Annotated in this window: 23 protein-coding genes; 21 read left to right on the top strand and 2 right to left on the bottom strand. The window is 71.9% G+C overall.

The features are described from left to right. The first annotated feature begins 474 nt into the window (after positions 1–474). The 6 genes from ABEA24_RS11260 (at position 475) to ABEA24_RS11235 (ending at position 5,979) form a co-directional block, all read left to right on the top strand. Positions 475–2,070 carry a hypothetical protein gene (locus tag ABEA24_RS11260; protein ID WP_345430667.1) on the top strand — a complete coding sequence of 532 codons (1,596 nt, stop codon included), beginning with the start codon at positions 475–477 and terminating at the stop codon, positions 2,068–2,070. Further along, positions 2,067–2,351: a hypothetical protein gene (locus ABEA24_RS11255; protein ID WP_345430666.1), complete on the top strand. Its 285-nt coding sequence runs from the start codon at positions 2,067–2,069 to the stop codon at positions 2,349–2,351. Before ABEA24_RS11260 ends, ABEA24_RS11255 begins: the two co-directional genes overlap by 4 nt. Next, positions 2,348–3,133 carry a hypothetical protein gene (locus ABEA24_RS11250; protein WP_345430665.1) on the top strand — a complete coding sequence of 262 codons (786 nt, stop codon included), beginning with the start codon at positions 2,348–2,350 and terminating at the stop codon, positions 3,131–3,133. The genes ABEA24_RS11255 and ABEA24_RS11250 overlap by 4 nt, the downstream gene beginning before the upstream one ends. Continuing rightward, positions 3,130–3,501, top strand: a complete 372-nt coding sequence (locus ABEA24_RS11245) for a hypothetical protein (protein ID WP_345430664.1) — start codon at positions 3,130–3,132, stop codon at positions 3,499–3,501. The genes ABEA24_RS11250 and ABEA24_RS11245 overlap by 4 nt, the downstream gene beginning before the upstream one ends. A gap of 129 nt (positions 3,502–3,630) precedes the next feature. Continuing rightward, positions 3,631–3,840 (top strand): hypothetical protein, encoded by a 210-nt coding sequence (locus ABEA24_RS11240; protein WP_345430663.1) that lies wholly within the window; start codon positions 3,631–3,633, stop codon positions 3,838–3,840. Between the two features lie 237 nt (positions 3,841–4,077). Continuing rightward, positions 4,078–5,979 carry a S9 family peptidase gene (locus ABEA24_RS11235; RefSeq protein ID WP_345430662.1) on the top strand — a complete coding sequence of 634 codons (1,902 nt, stop codon included), beginning with the start codon at positions 4,078–4,080 and terminating at the stop codon, positions 5,977–5,979. 126 nt (positions 5,980–6,105) lie between these two features. Here the strand turns inward: ABEA24_RS11235 and ABEA24_RS11230 are convergent, their stop codons facing one another. Next, the gene (locus ABEA24_RS11230) at positions 6,106–6,495 is read right to left on the bottom strand and encodes an STAS domain-containing protein (RefSeq protein WP_345430661.1); all 390 of its coding nucleotides are present in this window, start codon (positions 6,493–6,495) and stop codon (positions 6,106–6,108) included. A gap of 307 nt (positions 6,496–6,802) precedes the next feature. Here ABEA24_RS11230 and ABEA24_RS53470 point away from each other — a divergent pair, with 307 nt between their 5' ends. The 3 genes from ABEA24_RS53470 (at position 6,803) to ABEA24_RS11220 (ending at position 8,693) form a co-directional block, all read left to right on the top strand. Then, positions 6,803–6,895, top strand: a complete 93-nt coding sequence (locus ABEA24_RS53470; RefSeq protein WP_425551169.1) for a putative leader peptide — start codon at positions 6,803–6,805, stop codon at positions 6,893–6,895. 36 nt (positions 6,896–6,931) lie between these two features. Continuing rightward, positions 6,932–7,504, top strand: a complete 573-nt coding sequence (locus tag ABEA24_RS11225; RefSeq protein ID WP_345430660.1) for a winged helix-turn-helix domain-containing protein — start codon at positions 6,932–6,934, stop codon at positions 7,502–7,504. Between the two features lie 490 nt (positions 7,505–7,994). After that, positions 7,995–8,693: a dienelactone hydrolase family protein gene (locus ABEA24_RS11220; protein WP_345430659.1), complete on the top strand. Its 699-nt coding sequence runs from the start codon at positions 7,995–7,997 to the stop codon at positions 8,691–8,693. An 8-nt stretch (positions 8,694–8,701) separates the two neighbouring features. Here the strand turns inward: ABEA24_RS11220 and ABEA24_RS11215 are convergent, their stop codons facing one another. Continuing rightward, entirely contained in the window at positions 8,702–9,955 is a 1,254-nt protein-coding gene (locus ABEA24_RS11215) for a hypothetical protein (protein ID WP_345430658.1), read from the bottom strand. A 388-nt stretch (positions 9,956–10,343) separates the two neighbouring features. Here ABEA24_RS11215 and ABEA24_RS11210 point away from each other — a divergent pair, with 388 nt between their 5' ends. From ABEA24_RS11210 to ABEA24_RS11155, 12 genes are all read left to right on the top strand, one after another. Further along, complete coding sequence (locus ABEA24_RS11210) at positions 10,344–11,204, top strand: hypothetical protein (RefSeq protein ID WP_345430657.1); 861 nt, start codon at positions 10,344–10,346, stop codon at positions 11,202–11,204. A 129-nt stretch (positions 11,205–11,333) separates the two neighbouring features. Then, complete coding sequence (locus ABEA24_RS11205) at positions 11,334–12,056, top strand: hypothetical protein (protein ID WP_345430656.1); 723 nt, start codon at positions 11,334–11,336, stop codon at positions 12,054–12,056. Between the two features lie 82 nt (positions 12,057–12,138). After that, the gene (locus ABEA24_RS11200; protein WP_345430655.1) at positions 12,139–13,284 is read left to right on the top strand and encodes an NAD(P)/FAD-dependent oxidoreductase; all 1,146 of its coding nucleotides are present in this window, start codon (positions 12,139–12,141) and stop codon (positions 13,282–13,284) included. Between the two features lie 168 nt (positions 13,285–13,452). Then, positions 13,453–13,704, top strand: coding sequence for a (2Fe-2S)-binding protein (locus ABEA24_RS11195; protein WP_345430654.1), 252 nt, complete (start codon positions 13,453–13,455; stop codon positions 13,702–13,704). After that, on the top strand, positions 13,697–15,052 hold the full coding sequence (locus tag ABEA24_RS11190) for an FAD/NAD(P)-dependent oxidoreductase (protein ID WP_345430653.1): 1,356 nt from the start codon (positions 13,697–13,699) through the stop codon (positions 15,050–15,052). Before ABEA24_RS11195 ends, ABEA24_RS11190 begins: the two co-directional genes overlap by 8 nt. Before the next feature lie 137 nt (positions 15,053–15,189). After that, positions 15,190–16,086: a dihydrodipicolinate synthase family protein gene (locus tag ABEA24_RS11185; protein ID WP_345430652.1), complete on the top strand. Its 897-nt coding sequence runs from the start codon at positions 15,190–15,192 to the stop codon at positions 16,084–16,086. Next, positions 16,079–17,083, top strand: a complete 1,005-nt coding sequence (locus ABEA24_RS11180) for a 4-hydroxyproline epimerase (RefSeq protein ID WP_345430651.1) — start codon at positions 16,079–16,081, stop codon at positions 17,081–17,083. The genes ABEA24_RS11185 and ABEA24_RS11180 overlap by 8 nt, the downstream gene beginning before the upstream one ends. Before the next feature lie 91 nt (positions 17,084–17,174). Continuing rightward, on the top strand, positions 17,175–18,326 hold the full coding sequence (locus ABEA24_RS11175) for a branched-chain amino acid ABC transporter substrate-binding protein (protein ID WP_345430650.1): 1,152 nt from the start codon (positions 17,175–17,177) through the stop codon (positions 18,324–18,326). A gap of 10 nt (positions 18,327–18,336) precedes the next feature. Further along, a complete protein-coding gene (locus tag ABEA24_RS11170) occupies positions 18,337–19,230 on the top strand; it encodes a branched-chain amino acid ABC transporter permease (protein WP_345430649.1) in 894 nt (297 codons plus the stop codon). Then, complete coding sequence (locus ABEA24_RS11165) at positions 19,227–20,237, top strand: branched-chain amino acid ABC transporter permease (protein ID WP_345430648.1); 1,011 nt, start codon at positions 19,227–19,229, stop codon at positions 20,235–20,237. Before ABEA24_RS11170 ends, ABEA24_RS11165 begins: the two co-directional genes overlap by 4 nt. Next, positions 20,237–21,046: an ABC transporter ATP-binding protein gene (locus ABEA24_RS11160; protein WP_345430647.1), complete on the top strand. Its 810-nt coding sequence runs from the start codon at positions 20,237–20,239 to the stop codon at positions 21,044–21,046. Before ABEA24_RS11165 ends, ABEA24_RS11160 begins: the two co-directional genes overlap by 1 nt. Beyond that, entirely contained in the window at positions 21,030–21,740 is a 711-nt protein-coding gene (locus ABEA24_RS11155) for an ABC transporter ATP-binding protein (RefSeq protein ID WP_345430646.1), read from the top strand. The genes ABEA24_RS11160 and ABEA24_RS11155 overlap by 17 nt, the downstream gene beginning before the upstream one ends. Positions 21,741–21,790: the final 50 nt, after the last annotated feature.

The following is a 21,790-nucleotide window of genomic DNA, read 5'->3' as shown; positions in this document are numbered from 1 at the left end:
ACGAGTGCCCGCGAATGCCTACATCACCGGACAATTAACTCGGCATCTCGGCAATGTCATCTGGTCTTGGTAAGGTCGGCGTCATGTGCCCCCTAAGTATGAGATCTCCTTCCGGGGAGATCGATTCTCTGGATGGCGCTGAATGGGAAATTCGACGGGATATCCGGATCTGGTTCTTCGGGGTGATCGGTGGGAAAACGCAACAGCTTGCCGGATTCGACCCTCCGGACTGACACGCTGACCGATGTCCCGTCCGGAGCGCGGGCCGCCGGCTGCGCATCGGGCGGCGCGCCCGTCGGCTTCACCGGCACGGCCACGGCCGGCCGGATGGTCGTCGAGACGGTCTGCTCCTGCGGGAGCCGCCATTCGCCGACTGCGGACTCCGGGACGGAAGCGAGGAACGGCGTGGCTGCGGCCCCGGACACGGAGGCCCCAGGTGGAGTGGCGGACTCCGGGACCGGAGCGAGGAACGCCGTGGCTGCTACCTCTGATGCGGCGACGGTTCCCGGTACGGCGGCGGACTACGGCGTGGCGGGGGATCGCGGCAGGTCGGCCGGTCCCGTGGTGGTCGGACCGTTCGCCTCCGTGGGTCGTCTCGCCCAGACCTGGGCCGACCCGGCCACCGGCACCCTCGGCAGGGGCCCGCTGTCGCAGACACGGCTCTTCTACGCCGTCGCCGACGGCCCGGACGGCCGCGTGGTGCGGTTCTCCACCGACCTGGCCGACGTGGCCGGCACCGGATCGGTCCCCTGGGCAGCCGCCGTCGCGGCGGCGCTGGCCGGACAGCCGGTGCCGATGCCCCTCACGCCGTACGAAGGGATCTTCCAGCTGGCGTGCGGCACGACCCTGAGCACGCCCGGCGGCCGGGAGCGTCTCACCCTGGACGAGTTCGACCTCGCCGACCTGGCCGACCAGGCCCGACGGATCCTCGGTCGTCCCACCGACCCGCGCGAGTTGGTCCGCCGGGCCCTCCAGCACGCCGTCGACGAGGCCCTGGCCGCCGCCGGGGGCTGCGGAGTCCTCGGAGACGGCGGCGGGCTCGGCGCGGCGGCCCTGGCCGCGGTCGACCCGGCGCGGCTCCGGCGCCTCCACGTCCACCTGGACGTCCCGGTGCTCGACCGCCGGCGCGGACGACTCCCCGCCGGCGCCGAGGTCGTCGACGGCACGGAGCACTGGCGACGGGCCTGCGACGACTACGTGGTCGACGCCGCCGACGCGGGCGACCCCTGGCCGCCGGCCCCCGAGCTCCTCCGGAGCGCCGGGGATGAGGCCGTCCCGCTCCTCAGCGGGGCGGGGCTCGTCCGGCTGCTGACCGGGGTCGCCGACACGCCCGGCCGGCTCTGCACCGGATGGCGGCAGCTCACTATGGCCGCGCCGTTCCCGACCCTGTTCGGCCGCCCCTGGTGGCGGGCCTGGAGCCCGCCGCGCGGCGACGCGCCCGCATCACCGTACGACCACGCGCACCCGCCGGACGATGCCGAAGCCCTCCTCCCGGGCGGCTGGATCTCTCCGGTCGTCGCCGAGGCCGGCGGCGCCGTGACCTCGGCCCAGACCGCCAGCCACCTGCTTCCCCTCGTCGACGACACGACGGGCGCGGTCCCCGGTGCCGAGGCCCTGCACGCCGTTCTCGACATTCTCGAGCGCCCGCCACCGGCACCCGGCAACCGCAGGATCGACCCCGTGCTGGTCTGCGCCCATCCGGTGGTGCTCGGCGCGGCGGTGCTCCTGGCCCGCCACGGTCGCCTGCAGGTGCGCCGGCGCGATGGTCACTTCCAGGCCGCCCCGCTGCTGCACGACCTGGTCCCGCCCGGCCGGCGGCCCGGCGACGTGACGCCGGACGAGCGCGACGGCCTGCTGGCCGCCGCCTTCGTCACTCGCCGCCTGGTCACGCCGGCGCAGCGCGCGGCACTGCTCGCCCAGGCGGACGGCAGCCCCTGGATCGTCCATGACCGCCTGCACGCTGCCCTCACCGACCCCATGCGAATGCTGGCCGACGCGCGGGCGCTGCGTCGGCTCTGCGTCGCCGCCGCGTGCCACCCCGACCTGCTCGCCACGGGAGGGCGGTCATGAGCTGGACGCTTCGCGATGGCATCAGCCTGCATCCCATGCCGTTCGGGGGAGCCTTCGTGCTGGACGGCGCCCGGCCGGCCGCCCGGCAGATCGGTTCCGAGTTGGCCGCGCTGCTCGCCGGCACCGACCCGGCGCCGGCCGACCCGCCACCGCCCGACCTGGTGTCGGCTGACCTGGTGTCGGTCGACCCGGTGCTGGTCGGCCCGCCACCGCCTGCCCTCGCCGCTGAGATCCGCGCCGGCGTCGAGGAAGGGTGGTTGATCGAGGAGAAGACCGCATGAGAGAGCTCGCCGGCCTGTGCGCCGCCGCCGTCCTCGTCGGCGGCGTCGCCGCCCTCGCCCTCAGTCTCGCCGCCAAACTCACCGACTGGGAGACCACACGCGTCATCTGGCCCATGACGGGCCGCTCGCGCAGGCTCGCAGGGCCGGCCCAGGTGACGGTGGCCGAGGGCCTCGTGGTCGTGGCGGCGCTCGTCCCGTCGCCCGTCCCAGCGCGCCTGGGGCTGCTCGGCACCGTCTTCACCGCGTACACGATCGCCGCGCTCCAGATGAGGGGGCGCCGGTGCGCGTGCTTCGGCAGCTGGATCCCCACACGGTTCACGACGGGGCACGCCGTGGGGTGCGCCATCGTCGCGGTGGCGGCCTTCGCCGGGGTCCTCGGCCCATCGGGGGTCTGGCCCGCCTGCGGGGAGGCCGCCGTCGGCGTCGGCCTCGCCGGAGCCGCCGTCGCCTGGCCCTGGCGCCGTTCCGGCACTGGTGACCTCCTGGCACCGGCCGACGTCGACCACATCGTCATCTTCACGGCCGAGTCCTGCCGCTACTGCGCGGCTCTCGAGGCTCAGCGCGACCGCTACGAGGCCATGGCCGACTGCCCGGTGCGATTCCGGCGTGCCGACACCGAAGAGGATGCGACGGCCGCGGGTGGAGCGTTCCCGGCCGCCGTCGCGTACGACGCGAACGGCACCGCGATCTCCGAGGCCGCCCATGGACTCGCCGCGATCCGTGATCTGCTGCGCCGCGCGACGCCCCACTCCCGCCGACCGGGCTCACAGGTGACCACATGACGACGACGATCAGCGCGATGTGGGCGGCACTGCGGCTGCGCCGCCAGGACCTGCCCGACCTCATCGCCGGAATGGACCGGCCACCCCGGCGGCGCCGCGCCGTCCGTCCGGCCGTTACCCCGATCGTCCTGACGCTGCGGCTCTTCGCCGGCTTCTGTGCTCCGATGCGGGAGAACGCCCTCGTCGTGGCGGCCCTGCACCGTTGCGGCGTCCCCGCCCAACTCGTCGTGGGCGCCGACCCGCTGCCCGAGTCCCACGGGGGATATCGCGTCTATACCTGGATCGAGATCGAGGGCGTTCCGCTGGACATAGACACACCGCCCAGTAATTATCTGGTCGAATTGATCAGATATCCGAAAACGGACTGATCGCCCTGATGGGGTGTTAAATTCGATCACAATAGGATCAAGAATTACTCATTGACATCTGATTGGTGACAAGTCATTCTGTAAGTGCCGGGGTAACCGGTAATCGCAGAAAGAAAGGATCTGCCACGCATGCACGGTCTTCAGGAAATGGCCGCGACACGCACCACGTTCACCGTCACCCCCTACCGCAACGAGCGCGAGGCCGAGACCTGCTACTGGGACGGGACGGCGCCGTTCTGCGCCGGTTCCTGCCCGGCCGGATACACCGAGCGGGACCGTAACAACTGCGGCAACGGCGCCTGCTGCGTGACCGGATACAAGGTCTACTGCTGCAAGTGAAAAAGATTCACCCAGGGCTTGAAGTCGCCGGTCTTCGCGGCGGGTGACATGATCGACGAGAGACTCCGGAAACAGGTCTGCGACATGCTTGACGCGTGCGCTCAGACCGCGACGGAATCTCACAGTGGCGGATATGGCAGCTCGCTCATCCGGATGCCATATCCGCCCACCGTTCGTTCCGGTCGAATTCCCGCGCGCCTTCCGTCCGGGTGGTTGTCCTTTCATCTTCCGGACGGCGTGCGGTGGGCTCCGGAGCGGCTGCGAGAAGTGCTCGGAAGACCGGTCCAGCACCCCACGGAACATCGCCTGTTCGCGGGCGTCGCGCTCGATCCCGGCGGCCCGCGGTGCTGGATCGCCGATGCCGTGGCACGCTCGGTCACGTTCCTGGCCCCGGTGCCGGCCTTACTCCCGGGCGACGAGCTCCCCGTGGCGTGGGCGGGCCCCGCGCTCGTGGTGCCGGTGGACCTGTCGCCCGGCCGGCACGACGCCCCGGCCCCGGTCCACCACGCGATGCCCCAAGTCTTCGAGGCCGCACCGGGCCAACGGGTCCGGGTCCTTGCCGAGGCTCACGACACGGAAGACCGGCCATCCCGCTTCGTCACGCTGGACCCCGCGGGCGGAGCGGCCGAGCGGATCCCCCTTGACGCCCGGCCGTACCAACGGGTGCGGGGGGCACCGGCCGGGCACGTCGCCGCCTGCGCTCCGGCGGTGACCGGCGGCGCGGTCGTGGCGGTCGGCGTTCCCGGATCGGCGGATGAACATCTGATCCAGCTCGACGAGGGCCCACCGCTCGAGTTCTGCTGGGTCCGAGCCGTCCGCCACGCGCTACCTGACGCGCCCCGTCGTACCGGTGGGCGCACGACGACGGCAACGATAACGACGGCAACGACGACGACTACGGGGACGGCGCACCTGGTCGTGGTGACGGGGCACCCCGACGGTTTCGCGATCACCTCGTACGCGATGACGGACGGGCCGATCGAGCCCGCACGCGCGCTGCACCGGCACCGAGGGCGCTACCTCCACGCGCACAGCCAGGACGGCCTCTTCCTCCTCGCCCTGGACGCCGACGGTTCCTACACCGTCCTCGTCGTCGATCCCGGTTCTCCCCGGCCCGTCCGGTGCCTGACCCTCGGTCTCCGGCCACCCACGCTGATCCGGATCGCCGCGGTCGCGCCACGCCCGACGGCGGGTGGCCGGCGGTTCGCCACCGTCGACGCCGCCAACCGTCTGGTCGTCTGGGGCGTGCCGGAGGTGGGCACGGCCGCGAGTCGGCTCTTCGAGCTCACGGTGCCGGAGGACGAGGAGCTCATCACCCTCGCGGGCTGGGAACCCGGGGACGTCCGGCCCGTCTGCGACAGGAGGCGGCCACGGTCCCCGCTGCCGGCCCATCCGGGAGGGGTGCCGCCGCGGCACGGTCGGATCCGCGAGGCGGGGGCCGAGTTCTCGCTCCACTTGCCCACGCGACGAGATCCGGCTGCCGTCCTGGTCTGGCTGTCGCAGGCCGGCGAGACGATCCCCGCCGGGGCCGCCGGACCCACCGCGCTCGATCCGCACTGGCTGACCCTCGCCGGATTCGGCGTCCTCGACCTGAGGATCGTCTGCGGCTGGTCGCCGGACGTTCCCGACGAGGAGATCCGGCCACGTCTCGTCCGGCAGATCCGCGACGCGGTCCTCGGCAGCGGAGTCGCCGACCGCACCCACCCGTCCCGTCTCGCCGTCGGCGGCGCCAGTTTCGGCGCGACTCTCGCGTTGCTGGCGATCGCCGACTGTGATCTGTTCGCCACGGCGATCGTTCAGAGCGGTGCCTACTCCCGGCAGTTGACGCTCTTGGGCTTCCAGGACGAGACCCGCACTCTCTGGGAGGCCCCGCGCGTCTATGAGGACTTCGACGCGATCGTCAACGCGCCGCGCATCCGGAGGCCCGTCCTGATCATCCATGGCGAGGCCGACCCGAATCCCGCGACCCCCGTGATCCAGGCGACGCTTCTGTTCCAGGCGCTCATCGCCAACGGGACCCGAGCACGGCTCGTCCTGCTTCCAGGGGAAGGCCACTCGCTCCGGAGCCGGGATGGCATCGCGGCGGCCCTGGCAGAGAAGGCCACCTGGCTGGCCACGATGGGTGCGTCACCGGTCTGACAGAGTGGCTTGGCGGCGAGGGGGGCGCCTGGCCGGTCGCGATGGATGTGCCGTCCGTGTGAAGGGCGCCTCTGGCCGAGAATCACACCGCCGACCGGGACGTGATACGCCGTCGGCGCGACGCGGCTACAGGGCCGCCGTCAGATCCGCGTCACCACCGGTCGGCGCGGCGCCGGGCAGCCGGTCGAGGCTGGAGAGGAACCTGTCGAGCCCCGTGATCCGGAGCATCCGCTGGACGTGCCCGGCGGGGCGGAGGAGGAGCAGGTCGCCGCCGGCCTTACGGGCGCGCTTCCAAGCACCGACGAAACAGCCGAGCCCCACAGAGTCGCAGAAGTCCAGGGCGGACAGGTCCAGTGCGATCCGGGACTGTCCCGCCGAGAGCATGGTGTCCAGTCGTTCGCGGAGTTCTCCGACGGTCGTGTAGTCGAGCTCACCGGTCACGTGGACCAGCGTCCACTCGCCCCGCGATTCGACCGCCACATCCAGCGTCGCTTCCTCCGGTCGATCCGCCGCCATGTCGTCTCCACCTCCACGCCGAATGATGGTGGTCTTCACCTTAGAGCCGCCATTCATCCTTGGCCGATCGTACGGTAAGCGCGCTTACGCTCTTTTCCTTCCGACGCCCAGTACCAGTGGGCGGCACGACGGTCGGTGGACCGGCGACGCGCTCGCGGCCGCCGGTGCCCTTCGGGCGACCCATCCGGTCCACTGACGGGGACTACCCCTATCCCGTCGGCTCATCCCGATCGACGGGGTCGCGTGACCGGGTTCATTGTTGATATTTCCTGTTGACAAAGTAGGAATTACTCTCCAGTCTGGAATCGTGAGTCGCAACGTTCCCCTGACGGTGCGCCGGCACGTCGATCTGTGCCGGCAGGCCAGCGCCCTGTGTGCGTCCCCCACGCCCTGCCCCTGAAGATCCGTACCCCATGGGAATGAAGGAAGTCAGTCGATGTCACGACTTCAGGTTGCGAAGCTCGCCCCCGGCCTCGAGGAGGACGATCCGCGCGGGCTCGGCGACATACTCCCGGCGATCGGCGGCGACGTGCCGCCGGGCGGCCTGCTCGAGGTGATCCCGATCCCCGAGACGGGCCAGGTGATGGTGATCACCGCGTATCTCCTGCCGGCGGCGGACGCCGGGACGCCGATGGCGGCCCTCAGTACGCCCGGGCATCCGGCGGTGAGCCGGCACCGTCTCGAAGAGGAGCCCGACGACCTGGTGGTCGAGCGCGACGCCAGACGCGTCTGGGTGGACGGGACGGAGGTGTCACTGACGTTCCAGGAGTTCGAGCTGCTGGACTACCTGACGGCGCGACCGGGAAAGGTGTTCACCCGGATCCACCTGATGAACACCGTCTGGGAAGGCGCGGGCGTGGTCGTCCCGAGAACGGTCGACGTCCACGTCCATCGGCTGCGCCGCAAGCTCGGGCGGCACGGCAGGCGTCTGGTGACCGTGCGGCGGGTCGGTTACTGCTACCGGCCGCCCGAGGAGCGTCGGTCCGCCGGCGGCTCGTCGCCGCGCTGAACCACCGCCGAACCACAGCTGCGCCGCTCGCGTCCGGAGCGCCGTGGGCCGCGGCGTCCCACCGGGGCCAGCGGACGGGAGTCCGGCCCGGGCCATCGGCCGGGGCCGGAGCCGCCGTGGCGTCGCGCCAGGGGTCCTCGAACGGGAGTGCCCGGCTGGGCCGCCGCTGGTCGGGCCCGGACCCGGAGATCATCGAACAGGAGGGTCCGGCTCGGGTCGCCGCCCGCCGGGGCCGGACCCGGGGTCTTCGGACGGGGGTGTCTGGCCCGGGCCGCCGCCGGTCGGGGCCGGACCGGGGGTCATCGGACGGGAGCCCGGCCCAGGCCGCCGGCCCAGGCCGCCGGCCCAGGCCGCCGGCCCAGGCCGCCGGCCGGGGCCGGAGCGCCGTGGCGTCGTGCCCGGAGATCATCGAACAGGAGGGTCCGGCTCGGGTCGCCGCCCGCCGGGACCGGACCGGCCGCCCTCCTCGGCGTGATTTACGCTGGGCGCCGTGACTTCACGTGTCGAGCAGGTGACGGTTCCCGGCGGTGCGTTCGACCTGAACGTCTGGCTGCCCGAGGGCGGCACCGGGCCCGGAGTCCTGGTCATTCAGGAGATCTTCGGGGTCAGCGACTACATCGAGGCGGTCGCCGAGGATCTCGCCCGGCTGGGATACGTCGCCGCCGCACCGGATCTGTTCTGGCGGATACGGCCCGGCTGGCGTTCCGGGCACGACGAGACGGGCCTCAAGGAGTCGGTCGAGCTGGCCCAGCGTTTCGACGTCGAGCAGGGCGTGGCCGACGCGGCGGCCGCCCTCGACCACCTCGCCGGCCTTCCCGATGTGGACGGCCCGGTGGGGGTCGTCGGGTTCTGCCTCGGTGGCTCGATCGCCTTCGCCCTCGCCGCGCGCGGCACCGCGGCGGCCGTCGTCTCCTTCTACGGCTCTGCCGTCCCGGAACAGCTCGGCCTCCTGGACTCCATCGAACGGCCGCTGCAGCTGCACTTCGGCGGCAGCGACCCGTACATCCCACGCGCGGAGGTCGCCCGGATCGAGGCCGCCGTCGCGGAGCGGCCCGACGTCGAGATCCACGTCGAGGAGCAGGCGGGGCACGCCTTCCACAACCGCAAGGCGCCGATGTTCTATGACGCCGAGCCGGCCGCCCGCGCCTGGCGTCGCGCCGAGGACTTCCTCGCCCGCCACCTGCGCTGAACCGAGGCTCATCCCTCGAAGTAGCGGATGCGCACGCCCGAGACGACTTTCTCGACCGAGGCGAAGGACGCCAGGCCGGTGTGTCCGCGCAGGGCCTCGCTGAGGTAGACGTGGCCCGGCCGGCCGAGATCCTGGGCCATCTTCGACGCGACGTTGACCGGCGCGCCGGCGATGTCCCGGCCGCCGCCGGGCGTCTCTCCGGTCAGCACCGGCCCGGTGTCCACGCCGATCCGGGAGACGATCTCGTGGTCGGCCAGGGCCGCGCGTAGCCGCAGCGCGAAGCGCACCGCGGGCTGGGGCTCGTCGAAGAGATAGATCGCCAGCGGCCCTGCGACCTTGATCTCGGTGGCGTCGCGCGGGGGCAGCAGCCGCAGACCCGTCTCCCGCATCAGGGTGGACAGGGTCAGCCCGCGCAGCAGCGCGACGTCGGGCGTCTCCGCCGGGGCGCCGCCGCGCTCGGCCAGGACGACCGTGCCGTCGCGGAGGTGGCGGGCGGTGAGCTCCGCCAGGAGCGCGACGTCTCCGGGGCGCTCCTCCAGGCGGAGCAGGTCGGCGTGCAGGTCGGGGGAGTAGGGAATGGGATAGCGCTCGTCCTCGACCGGGCGCACGTCGCGCAGGCGCGGCCCGTCGAGCACCCGATGGACGGCGGCGAGCGGATGGGCCGACTCGTCCGCGCGCCGCAGAACGAAGGGGTGCCCGGCCGGAAGCCGCTCGACCACCGCCTCCGTCACGACGATCTCGCCGCCGGCGACGTGGTTCTCCGCGAGGTCCTCGATCGCGTCGGCCTCCGCGCCGTACAGGCCGCCCGGCAGCGCGCTGAAGGTCCCGTGGTGGACGCCGATGCCGATCCGGACCCGGCAGTGGCGCCGGATCTCGTCCTGAACGGTCAGCAGTGCGGACAGCACCGTCGCGGCGTCGGTCTCGCCCGGGTGGAACATCTGGCCGTTGTCGGCCGCCCACACGCCGATCGCCCGGCCGCCGACGGCCCTGCCGTACGCGTGGAGGATCCGCTTGGGTCGGTCGATGATCGCGAGCACCTCGAGGAGCGTCAGCCGCTCGCCGAGCCGGGTCAGCCCCGCCGAGTCCGACACGACGCTGTAACCCTCGATCGCGTACGCGCTCAGGAGGCGCCGCGCGTCCGCAGCGGTCCGGTCGCTTCGCCGCCATTGCTCGACCAGGGCCGCAGGCGGCCCGCCGGAGATGTCACGGGCGAGGTCGAAGTCGCCGGGCGCGTGCCGGCCCGAGAGGGGTTCGGAGGTCACCGCACCACGGTAACAGCGAATAGTGATCGACTGAATACCATAAGTGATATTAATCTACATTGTAAAGGCGGTGGCCTGGTGTAGACATCCGATGAATCGCTTTCGGTGGTGTGCTCGCCTAGGAGCGACGATGCGGTCCCCGCATCCGGCCGAACGCATCACGGAACGGAGCATCTCCAGCGAAGCAGCGCACGTATCCACCGTTCACGGGGGCATCGTCGCGGGCGATCGTTCTTTTTTAGGAAACCTTGTTGATAGAAGACCCCTCCGATGATTGCATGGGCGCACACGCCCCTGAGCCGGCCGTTTCACCGCGCGGCTCGGGGTCCCCCGCCCCGTCGCGTGGCGGCGTACCTCACCCGCCTCGCGCGCCAGCGAAGGAGTCTCCGTGACCGATCGCTTCTCATCTCCCCGGTACGGACGGCGGTGCCTGCTCGGCTCGCTCGCCGTCGCCGCCATGGTCGCGCCGATCGCGCTGACCGGATGCGCCTCGGCCTCGGCCGGTGGTCTGACGGCCGGCAGCCAGGCGCTCGGCGCCAAGGCGGCCGCGCAGGTGCTCTGGTCGCCGGACCCGTCCACTGACGGGCTCAAGGCGTTCGAGGGCATCGAGGCCGACCGGGCCGGCAAGCACCCGGGCCGCAAGTACGTCTACGTCGAGGGCGACCACTACCGGTTCGACATCTACAAGGACGACCTGGACAGCACCGGCGACAACGACCGGCAGCGGACCGAGTCCAAGGGCATGGTGTCCAACGGCACGGCCCTGAAGATGAAGAACGGCGAGACCTGGACCATCTCGTACGAGATGTACATGCCGTCCACGCTGCACGGCACCAGCAAGTTCACGCACATCTTCCAGCTCAAGACGCCGGCCACGAACGGCGGGCCCTGGATCACCCTGGACCTGGGCCGGAGCGGCAGCACCGAGACGTTCCACGCCCGCGCGTACAGCATGTCGGGATCGCCGGACATCGCCTCGACCAACCTCGCCCCGCTGCGCGACAAGTGGATCACGGTCGAGTGGACGTTCACGATCGGCTCGAAGGGCAAGGCCCGCTTCGTGGCCCGCAACGGCACCGGCTCCAGCGCGCCCGTCGTGGCCGACGGCAGCATGTCCAACGTCAACATCCCCGACCAGGGCGACTACGTCCGGCCCAAGTGGGGGATCTACCGGTCGATCAAGAGCGCGTCGTCCGACATCATCGACACCCACCTGCTGTTCCGTAACTACAAGGCCTCCCGCGCCTGACGGGATCTCACGGTGAGGTCCTCCGCCCGGCGGAGGACCTCACCGCCCACACGGTTCGCTCCGGCTCGTAACGGGCGTGGTCCGGTGTAGGTTCGTCCCCGGTCTGGAGGGTTCGGGGAGGGGATGCCCGTGGGGGGACGGTCGCGACGGCGCCGTGCGGGATCGAGCGGTGCCACCTCGACCGGCACCGCTCCGAGGGCAGCGGACAGGCCGAGGCCCGGCCGCCCGGCCCCGGATGCCAGTGCGCGCGATCCCAGTGCCCGGGATGCCGATGCCCCCGCCGCCGGCGGCGATGCGCGTCGAGCGCCGTACATCATCCTCGTCGCGGCGCTCAGCCTGTTCCTCCTGACCTGGCCCGATGCCGAGCGGGTCTGGATCCGGTCCGACCCGCCGTGGTGGCTGGCCGACGCGACGACCGTGGTCGGCGTCGTGGCGGTCTGGGTCTTCGCCCGGGCCCTGATCGTCGCCGAGCTGCGCGCCATGAGCCTCGGAGGGCGCTTCCGCGACGACGCGACCGCCGGTGAACTGCTGGAGGTGGCGCTGGCCAGGACCGGAGTCGCCGCGCTGTGGGCGACATTGCTGGGGTTCCTGTCCATCGCCCAGGACCCGCTCCCGGCCGGGGTGAAGGTCACCGACGCGGTCGGGACCTACGCGACCGTCGGGGCCATCCTCGGACTGGCGCTCTGCTCGATCAAGAGCTACTCCGTCCACCGGTCCTCGTTCCGGCTGCTGCGCGGCGCGGGCGACCGGCGGCACTGGATCCGTGCCCACATGTCGGCGATGGTGTGCGACGCCTTCATTCTCGCGGTGCTGCTGGTGCCGCTCGGCCGCCTCGTACACCGCGCGGCCTGACGGACCTCCGGGCCCGGCTCTTACCATGAGTCATGTCCGCACACTCTTGTGCCTCCGCGAACAATGTGACATTTTACCGGTCGTGAGCAGCACTGACGTGGTGATCGTCGGCGCCGGCGTCGTCGGAGCCGCCTGTGCGTACTACGCCGCGCGGGCCGGGCTGACCGTGACCGTGGTCGAGCGCGGCGCGGTGGCCGGCGGCACCACCGGCGCGGGAGAGGGCAACCTCCTCGTCTCCGACAAGGAGCCGGGCCCTGAGCTCGACCTCGCGCTGCTCTCCTCGGCGCTGTGGGCGGAGTTGGCCGCCCAGGACGGGATCGGCGCGTCCTTCGAGTACGAGGCCAAGGGCGGGCTCGTGGTCGCGGAGACCGAGGAGGGCGTCGCCGGGCTGGAAGAGCTGGCGGCACGCCAGCGCGCCGCCGGAGTCGACGCGGCCCCCGTGCCGGCGGCCGACCTTCCCGGCTACGAGCCGAACCTGGCCCCGGACCTGGCCGGTGGCATGTTCTATCCGCAGGACGCGCAGGTCCAGCCGATGCTGGCCGCCGCGCACCTGCTGCGCGCGTCGAAGGCCGAGGTCCGAACGGGCGTCACCGTGACCGGGATGCTGCGCGACGGCGACCGGGTCACCGGGGTGCGCACGGACCGCGGGGATCTCGGCGCCGGGGCGGTCGTGAACGCCGCGGGGACATGGGGCGGGGAGGTGGCCGCCCTCGCCGGGGCGCACGTCCCGATCCTGCCGCGCCGCGGGTTCATCCTCGTCACCGAGCCGCTGCCGCCGCTGATCCGGCACAAGGTGTACGCGGCCGAGTACGTCGCGAACGTCGCCAGCGACGACGAGGGACTGGAGTCGTCCGCGGTCGTCGAGGGCACGCCGTCCGGGACGATCCTGATCGGCGCCAGCCGGGAGCGCGTGGGGTTCGACCGGACGCTGTCGCTGCCGGCCCTGCGGCGGCTCGCTCGCCAGGCGATCCGGCTGTTCCCGGTGCTCGGCGACGTCGCGGCCATCCGCGCCTACTGCGGGTTCCGGCCGTACTGCCCCGACCACCTGCCGGTCATAGGGCCGGACCCGCGCGCCGACGGCCTGATCCACGCCTGCGGTCACGAGGGCGCCGGAATCGGCCTGGCCGCGGCCACCGGTCACCTGATCGCCCAGTCCCTGACCGGCGCGCGGCCCGACCTCGACCTGGCACCGTTCCGCCCCGACCGTTTTCCGGAGAACCATGAGTGAGCGGAGCGAGCGAATCGAAAGCACAGCCTGCCTGGTCACTCCTCCGACGCCGGGAGGTCGGCCGACACCGGGAGGTCGGTCGGGGCCGGTTGGTCGGGAAGAACAGGTTGGTTGGGAGAGGCCGGGAGGTCGGTCGGGGTGGGTTGGTTGGGAGAGAAAGGAGGCCACGTGACTGAGATCGTCTTCGAGGGGCGGCCGGTGCCGTTCGAACCGGGCCAGAGCATCGGCGCCGCCCTGACCGCCGCCGGGATCCGGTCCTGGCGGACGACCCGGTTCGGCGGGCGGCCGCGCGGGCTGTTCTGCGGGATCGGCGTGTGCTTCGACTGCCTGATCACCGTCAACGGGCGTCCGTCCCTGCGGGCCTGCATGGTCGAGGCGCGGCCCGGTGACGTCGTCGAGGGCGGTGGCCCCGATGCGTGACGTGGTGGTGATCGGGGCCGGGCCGGCGGGCCTGGCCGCGGCCGTGACGGCGGCGACGGCCGGGCTGGACGTCGCGCTCGTCGACGCCGGACGGCGCCCCGGCGGGCAGTACTACCGGCACCACGCGGCCGAGACGGGCGGCCTTCACCACGGCTGGGACGCGTTCGTCCGCCTGCGCGACGCGCTCGACCGGCTGACCTACCTGCCGGGCCACCGGGTGTGGCACGTCGAGGACGGCTTCACCGTCCACGCGCTCGCGGGGGACCGCGACGAGCGGCCGGTACGGATCGACGCGCGGTCGGTGATCGTCGCCACCGGGGCGTACGACCGGTCGCTGCCGTTCCCCGGCTGGGACCTGCCGGGCGTCCTCACCGCGGGCGGCGCGCAGGCCCTGCTCAAGGGCGACCGGGTCACGGCGGGCGAGCGAATCGTCGTCGCGGGGACCGGGCCGTTCCTGTTCCCCGTCGCGACCGGCCTGGCCGGGGCCGGCGCCACGGTCGTGGGCGTCTTCGAGAGCAACCGGCCGTACGGCTTCGCCCGTCATCTCGCCCGGCACCCGGGCAAGGCCTGGGAGGGCGCGGGCTACGCCGCCGCGCTGGCGCGGCACCGGATCCCGTACCGCACCGGACACGCCGTGGTCGCGGCGCACGGGGACGGCCGCGTCGAGGCGGTCACCGTCGCGCGGCTCGACCGGGACTGGGCTCCGGTGGACGAGCGGGTCATCGAATGCGACACGGTCGCGGTCGGCTACGGCTTCACCCCGCAGCTGGAGATCCCGCTCCACCTCGGCTGCGCCACCCGCGTCGACACCGACGGCAGCCCGGTCGTCGCCGTCGACGTCGCCCAGCGCACGAACGTGCCCGGCGTGTACGCGGCGGGGGAGACCACCGGTGTCGGCGGCGCGCAGCTGTCGCTCGTGGAGGGAGAACTGGCCGGGCTCGCGGTCGCCGAGGCGGCCGGCGGGATCGCGCCGGACCCGGCCCACGTGAGCCGGCTGCTGGCGAGACGACGGCGGCTGCGGGCGTTCGCCGAGGCCATGCACGAGGCGTACCCGGTCCGCCCGGGATGGATGGGCCGCCTGAACGACGACACGCTCGTCTGCCGCTGCGAGGAGGTGACCCGCGGGCGGCTCGCCGAGGCGACCGGGCTGGGGGCCACCGATCCGCGGTCGGCCAAGCTGCTCAGCCGCGCGGGCATGGGGTGGTGTCAGGGCAGGGTCTGCGGCTACGCGACCTCCTGGCTCACCGCCACGGCCTGCGGCCGGTCGCCGGGCCCGGACGACCTGCTCGCCGCGGCCCGACGGCCGATCGCCCAGCCCGTACGCCTGCGCGACCTCGCCGACGACTGATCCTGACCGTTCCGCGTCGTACCGGCGCGGGAACCATCCGATTAACCCGGCATAACGGACGTATCACGAGTCCGGGGACATCTTGACGGCCACGCTCAGCAGAACGTGAAATGTCACATCACATCAGGGAGAACCGCATGACTGCCCCCCGTAAGCCCTGGCACGGCATCCTCGTCGCTACCGCGCTGCCGCTGCGAGAGGACCTGTCGGTCGACTTCGACCGGTACGCCGAGCACGTCCGCGCGCTGGTCGACGCCGGCTGCGACGGTGTGTGCCCCAACGGCTCGCTCGGCGAGTACCAGAACCTCACCGACGACGAGCGGGAGCGGGTCGTACGGATCGCGGTGGAGGCGATCGGCGGGGACCGGGTCGTCCCGGGCGTCGCGGCGTACGGCTCGGCCGAGTCGCGGCGCTGGGCCGAGCAGGCCGCCGAGGCGGGCGCGGGCGCGGTCCTGCTGCTCCCGCCGAACGCCTACCGCGCCGACGACCGGATCGTCGAGGCGCACTACGCCGACGTGGCGAAGGCGGGCCTGCCGATCGTCGCGTACAACAACCCGCACGACACCAAGGTGGACCTGACCCCGGAGACGCTGGCCGGCCTGCACGAGGCCGGGCACATCGTCGCGGTCAAGGAGTTCAGCGGCGACGTGCGCCGCGCGTACCGGCTCGCCGAGCTCGCCCCTGAGCTCGACCTGCTGATCGGCGCGGACGACGTGCTGCTGGAGCTGGCCATCGCGGGCGCGAAGGGCTGGATCGCCGGGTACCCGAACGCCCTGCCGAAGGCGAGCGTCGCGCTGTACCGGGCGGCCGTCGCCGGCGACCTGGAGCGGGCGCTGCCGCTCTACCGGGCGCTGCACCCACTGCTGCGCTGGGACTCCAAGACCGAGTTCGTGCAGGCCATCAAGCTGTCCATGGACGTCATGGGCGGGTACGGCGGACCGTGCCGCCCGCCCCGCCTGCCGCTGACGGACGAGCAGGCCGCGACCGTGCGGGCCGCCACGGAGGCCGCCGCGCACCTGGAGAGCAATGCGTAGCAAGCACGTGTTCCACGCCGTGGACTCGCACACCGAGGGGATGCCGACCCGCGTCATCACGGGCGGGGTCGGCGTCATCCCGGGTGCGACGATGTTCGAGCGGCGCGCGCACTTCATGGAGCACCTCGACCACATCCGCACGCTGCTGATGTACGAGCCGCGCGGGCACGCGTCGATGAGCGGCGCGATCCTGCAGCCGCCGACGCGGCCGGACGCCGACTACGGCGTGCTGTTCATCGAGGTCTCCGGCTGCCTGCCGATGTGCGGGCACGGCACGATCGGGGTCGCCACCGTGCTGGTGGAGACCGGGATGGTGCCGGTCACCGAGCCGGTCACGACGATCCGGCTCGACACGCCCGCCGGGCTCGTCGTCGCCGAGGTCGCGGTGCGCGACGGCGCGGCGAAGAGCGTGACGATCCAGAACGTCCCGTCGTTCGCCGACGCCCTGGACCAGACCGTCGAGGTGCCGGGGATCGGCCCCGTCACGTACGACATGGCCTACGGCGGCAACTTCTACGCGATCCTGCCGATCGAGCGCGTGGGGCTGCCGTTCGACCGGGCCCGCAAGAACGACATCCTCGCCGCCGGCCTGGCGATGATGGACGCGATCAACGAGCAGCGCCTTCCGGTGCACCCGGAGAACCCCGACATCACCGGCTGCCACCACGTGCAGTTCGTCGCGCCGGGCTCGGACGCGAAGCACTCCCGGCACGCGATGGCGATCCACCCCGGCTGGTTCGACCGCTCGCCGTGCGGCACGGGCACCTCGGCGCGGCTCGCCCAGCTGCACGCGCGCGGCGAGCTGGCGCCCGGTCAGGACTTCGTCAACGAGTCGTTCATCGGCAGCCGGTTCATCGGCCGGATCACCGAGGAGACGACCGTCGGCGGCTCGCGGCCCGCGATCGTGCCGGCGATCACCGGCCGGGCCTGGGTGACCGGCACCGCGCAGTACTTCCTCGACCCCGACGACCCCTTCCCCGAGGGGTTCCTGCTGTGACCCCACTCTCCTGACCCCGACCGTCCCCGAAGCGACGCGGCCATCCCGGCCGCGCCGCCATCTCCCCCTACCTGTCACACCGGAGATCGTTATGAGAAAAGCAGCGTTCGGCGTCGCGCTGGCGGCGACCGCTCTGACCGCCTCGGCCTGCGGCCAGGGCGTGCTCGGCGGCGACAGCAAGAAGGACAAGGGCCCCATCCTGCTCGGGATGGACATCCCGCTGTCCGGCAGCAGCGCCGACATCGGCCCGTACATGAAGAACGGCGCCCAGCTGGCGATCGACGAGATCAACGCGAAGGGCGGCGTGATCGGCCGCAAGCTTCAGCTGCGCGCCGAGGACGACGCGTGCGACCCGAAGACGGCGGTCGCCGCCGCGAACAAGCTGGTCGCCGCGAACGTCGCGGTCTCGGTCGGCGGCTACTGCTCGGGCGCGACCCTGCCCACGCTGCCGGTCTTCGACCGCCGCAAGATCCCCATGATCATCCCGGCGGCGAACTCCACCGAGCTGGTCGACCAGAAGCTCAAGCACGTTTTCTTCGTCAACGGCACCGGCGACCAGCAGGCCGCCGCCGCGATGGCCTGGGTGACCAAGAGCGGCGCCAAGAAGGTCGCGCTCCTGCACGACAACACCTCGTACTCCAAGGACATCGCGGTGCGCACCGCCGCCGAGCTCGACAAGCCCGGCGGCCCCGACAAGGCGACGCTGGACGCGGTCACCCCCGGCGAGTCCGACTACTCCGCGAACATCACCAACGTGCTGCGTTCCAACCCGGACTTCATCTACTGGACCGGCTACTACCAGGAGGGCGGCCTGATCCTCCGCCAGCTGAAGCAGGCCGGGTACAAGGGGAAGTTCATGGTCGGCGACGGCTCGGTGGACGCCAAGCTCGTCAAGATCGCCGGTGGGACCGCCGCCGAGGGCGCGTACGCCACGATGACCCAGACCCCGGACACCATCCAGGGCGCGGAGAGCTGGATCACCACCTACAAGCAGAAGTTCGGCGCCGAGCCCGGACCGTACTCCACCCAGTCCTACGACGCGGTGCGCGTCGCGGCAGAGGCCATCAAGAAGGCCGGCAGCACCGACGGCGACAAGCTCGTCACGGCGCTGGAGGGCATCGACGGGCTGCAGCTGTTCTCCGGGCCGCTGAAGTTCACCCCGCGGCACACGCTGTCCAGCGGCGGCTTCGTGATCCTCGTCGTCAAGAACGGCAAGTTCGTTCTCCAGGACGCGCTGAAGTAGGCCCGCGTCAATGTCACAGCTGATCTGGAACGGCCTGTTCGTCGGCTCGTTCTACGCGCTGGTCGCGCTGGGCTACAGCATGGTGTACGGCATCATCAAGCTGCTCAACTTCGCCCACGGCGACCTGTACATGCTGGGCGCGTTCGGCGGGTTCGCGATGCTCGGGGCGATGGGCGGGCTGGTGAAGTCCTCCTCGCTCGTCGCCCTGTTCGTCGTGCTGATCCTCACCATGGTGGCGACCGGACTGTCCGGCGTCGTCATCGAGCGGATCGCGTACCGCCCGCTGCGCGGCGCGCCCCGGCTGTCCCTGCTGATCACCGCGGTCGGCGCGTCGTTCGCGCTGGAGTACGGCACCCGCATCGTCGCCGGGCCCAACCCGAAGGTCTACCCGGTCCGGCTGGACGGCACCTCGCTGAACGTCCTGGGCGCGCGCGTCACCTGGCAGCAGATCGCGCTCATGGCGGTCTCCGTCGTCCTCATGGTCGCGCTGAACGTCCTGATCACCCGGACCCGGCAGGGCCGCGCCATGCGGGCCATCGCCCTCGACCCGAAGGCGTGCCTGCTCATGGGCATCGACGTCGACAAGGTCATCTCGCGGACGTTCTTCATCGGCTCGGCGCTCGCCGGGGCGGCGGGCGTCATGGCCGGCGGCTACTACGGAAAGATCGACTTCCTGATGGGCTTCATCATCGGGCTGAAGGCGTTCACGGCGGCCGTCATCGGCGGCATCGGCAACATCCCGGGCACGATGCTCGGCGGCCTCCTGCTCGGCCTGCTGGAGTCGTTCGGCACGCACTTCGTCGGCGGGCAGTGGCGCGACGTCTTCGCGTTCGGCTTCCTGATCCTGTTCCTGACCGTGCGGCCCACCGGCCTGCTCGGCGAACGCGTCACGGAGCGCGTATGAGCGACGAAACGGGCATGCGCGCGGGCGGCGGCGCCACCGTGCAGGACCCGCCGGTCAAACCGGTGAAGGGCCGGGGCCCGACGTTCGTCACGCGGTTCCTGGAGAGCCGCCACCTCGGCTGGGCGGGCCTGGCGATCGGGCTGCTCGCGCCGTTCATCATCGCCACGCCGTACGCGATGGACGTGATGACCAGCGCGGTCGTGTTCGTCATGCTCGCGGTCGGGCTGAACATCGTGGTCGGCTACTGCGGCCTGCTCGACCTCGGGTACGCCGCGTTCTTCGCGGTCGGCGCCTACACCAGCGGTGTGCTGTCCACCGAGCTGAAGCTGCCGCTGCTGGCGACCGTTCCGGCGGTGATCGTCGTGACCGTGCTCGCGGGCGTCGTCATCGGCGGGCCGACGCTGCGGCTGCGCAGCGACTACCTGGCGATCGTGACGCTCGGCTTCGGCGAGATCATCCGGATCACCGCCAACAACCTGAGCATCACCGGCGGCCCGTCCGGCATCTACGGCATCCCCGGCCTGTTCGGCGACGCGACGTCCGACCCGGTGGTCTTCTACTACGCCGTGCTGGTCATCGTCGCGGTGGCGGTGCTGCTCGCGGCCCGGCTCGGCCGGTCCCGCATCGGCCGGGCCTGGCGGTTCGTCCGCGAGGACGAGGACGCCGCCGAGGCGATGGGCATCAACACCTACAAGGTGAAGCTCGCCGCCTACATCGCGGGCGCGGTCTGGGGCGGTCTGGCCGGCGTGCTGTTCGCGGCCCAGCTGTCGGCGATCTCGCCGGCGAGCTTCACGTTCCTGCAGTCGGCGCTCGTGCTGATGGCGGTCGTGCTCGGCGGCATGGGCTCGACGCCCGGCGTGGTGCTCGGCGCGATCGTGATCAGCCTCCTGCCGGAGGTGCTGCGCGGCCTGGCCGACTACCGGTTCTTCGCCTTCGGCGTCCTGCTGATCATCGTCATGATCGCCCGGCCGCAGGGCCTGTGGCCCCATCGATCGAGGGAGCGGTGATGCTGGAAGTCGAGGACCTGCGGCTGTCCTTCGGCGGCGTGCTCGCCGTCGACGGCCTGACGTTCGGCGTCGGCGCGGGCGAGATCGTCTCGGTGATCGGCCCGAACGGCGCGGGCAAGACGTCGGCGTTCAACTGCGTCACCGGGTTCTACAAGCCCACGGCGGGCCGGATCCGGATCGACGGCGCGGACGTGACCGGGCGGCGGCCGTCGCTGATCGCGGAGAAGGGCGTCTCCCGGACGTTCCAGAACCTCCGGGTGTTCGGCGAGATGTCCGTGCTGGACAACGTACGGGCCGGTACGCACCTGTGGCTGCGGCAGCGGGTCGTCGACGCGCTGCTGCACACGCCCCGGTACCGCCGCAGCGAGCGGGAGGGCACCGACGAGGCGAACAAGTGGCTCGACTTCGTCTCGCTGCGCGGCGACCGCGCCGGCCTTGTCCGGAACCTGCCGTACGGCGAGCAGCGCCGGGTGGAGATCGCCCGCGCGCTGGCCCGCCGCCCGAAGCTGCTGCTGCTCGACGAGCCTGCGGCGGGCCTCAACCACGGCGAGAAGGCCGAACTGCTCGACCTGATCCGGCGGATCCGCGACCTCGGCGTCGCGATCGCGCTCATCGAGCACGACATGGGCCTGGTCATGGAGGTCTCCGACCGGGTGGTCGTGCTCAACTTCGGCAAGGAGATCGCCGACGGGCCGCCCGAGGAGGTCCGGGGCGATCCGGCGGTGATCGAGGCGTACCTCGGGCGGGACGCCGACGAGGCCGAGGTCGAAGCGGCGAGAGAGGAGGTCGGCGGTGCTCGAGGTGAGTGACCTGGAGGTGAGCTACGGCGGGGTCCAGGCCCTGCGCGGGATGTCGCTCACCGTGGGCGAGGGCGAGATCGTCGCGCTGCTCGGCAACAACGGCGCCGGCAAGACGACGATGCTGTCGGCCGTCTCCGGACTCGTCCGGCCCGGCGCCGGGCGGATCGCGTACGAGGGCGCGGACATCACCCGAGAACCCCCACCCAAGATCGTCGGCCGGGGTTTGGTGCACGTCCCGGAGGGACGCCGGATCTTCAGCACCCTGACCGTGCACGAGAACCTGCTGCTCGGCGGCTACCTCGTGCGCGACGCCAAGGAGCTGGCCCGCCGCGTCGACCGGGCGTACACGCTGCTGCCCAAGCTCGCCGAGCGGCGCGACCAGCACGGTGGCACCCTGTCCGGCGGCGAGCAGCAGATGCTGGCCATCGGCCGGGCGCTGGTCGCCGGGCCCCGGCTACTCATGCTCGACGAGCCGTCGATGGGCCTGGCACCGCTGATCGTCGCGGCGGTCATGGACGTCATCCGCGACATCAACGAGGCCGGCACGTCGGTGCTGCTCGTCGAGCAGAACGCCAAGGCCGCGCTGAAGATCGCCCACCGGGGCTACGTGATCGAGAACGGCCGCTGCGTCCTCGACGGGCCGGCGGCGGACCTGGCCGCCGACTCCCGCGTGGTCGAGGCCTATCTCGGCGGCGTCACGTGAGTCCCTCCCCGCACGCCGCGCCGTCGCGGCCGGCTCGCCCGAGCCGGCCG

This window comes from Actinoallomurus vinaceus, from assembly GCF_039542055.1.
Classification (GTDB): Bacteria; Actinomycetota; Actinomycetes; order Streptosporangiales; family Streptosporangiaceae; genus Actinoallomurus; species Actinoallomurus vinaceus.
The sequence above is the reverse complement of the archived record's forward strand: the minus strand, read 5'-3'. Positions and strand labels throughout refer to the sequence as shown.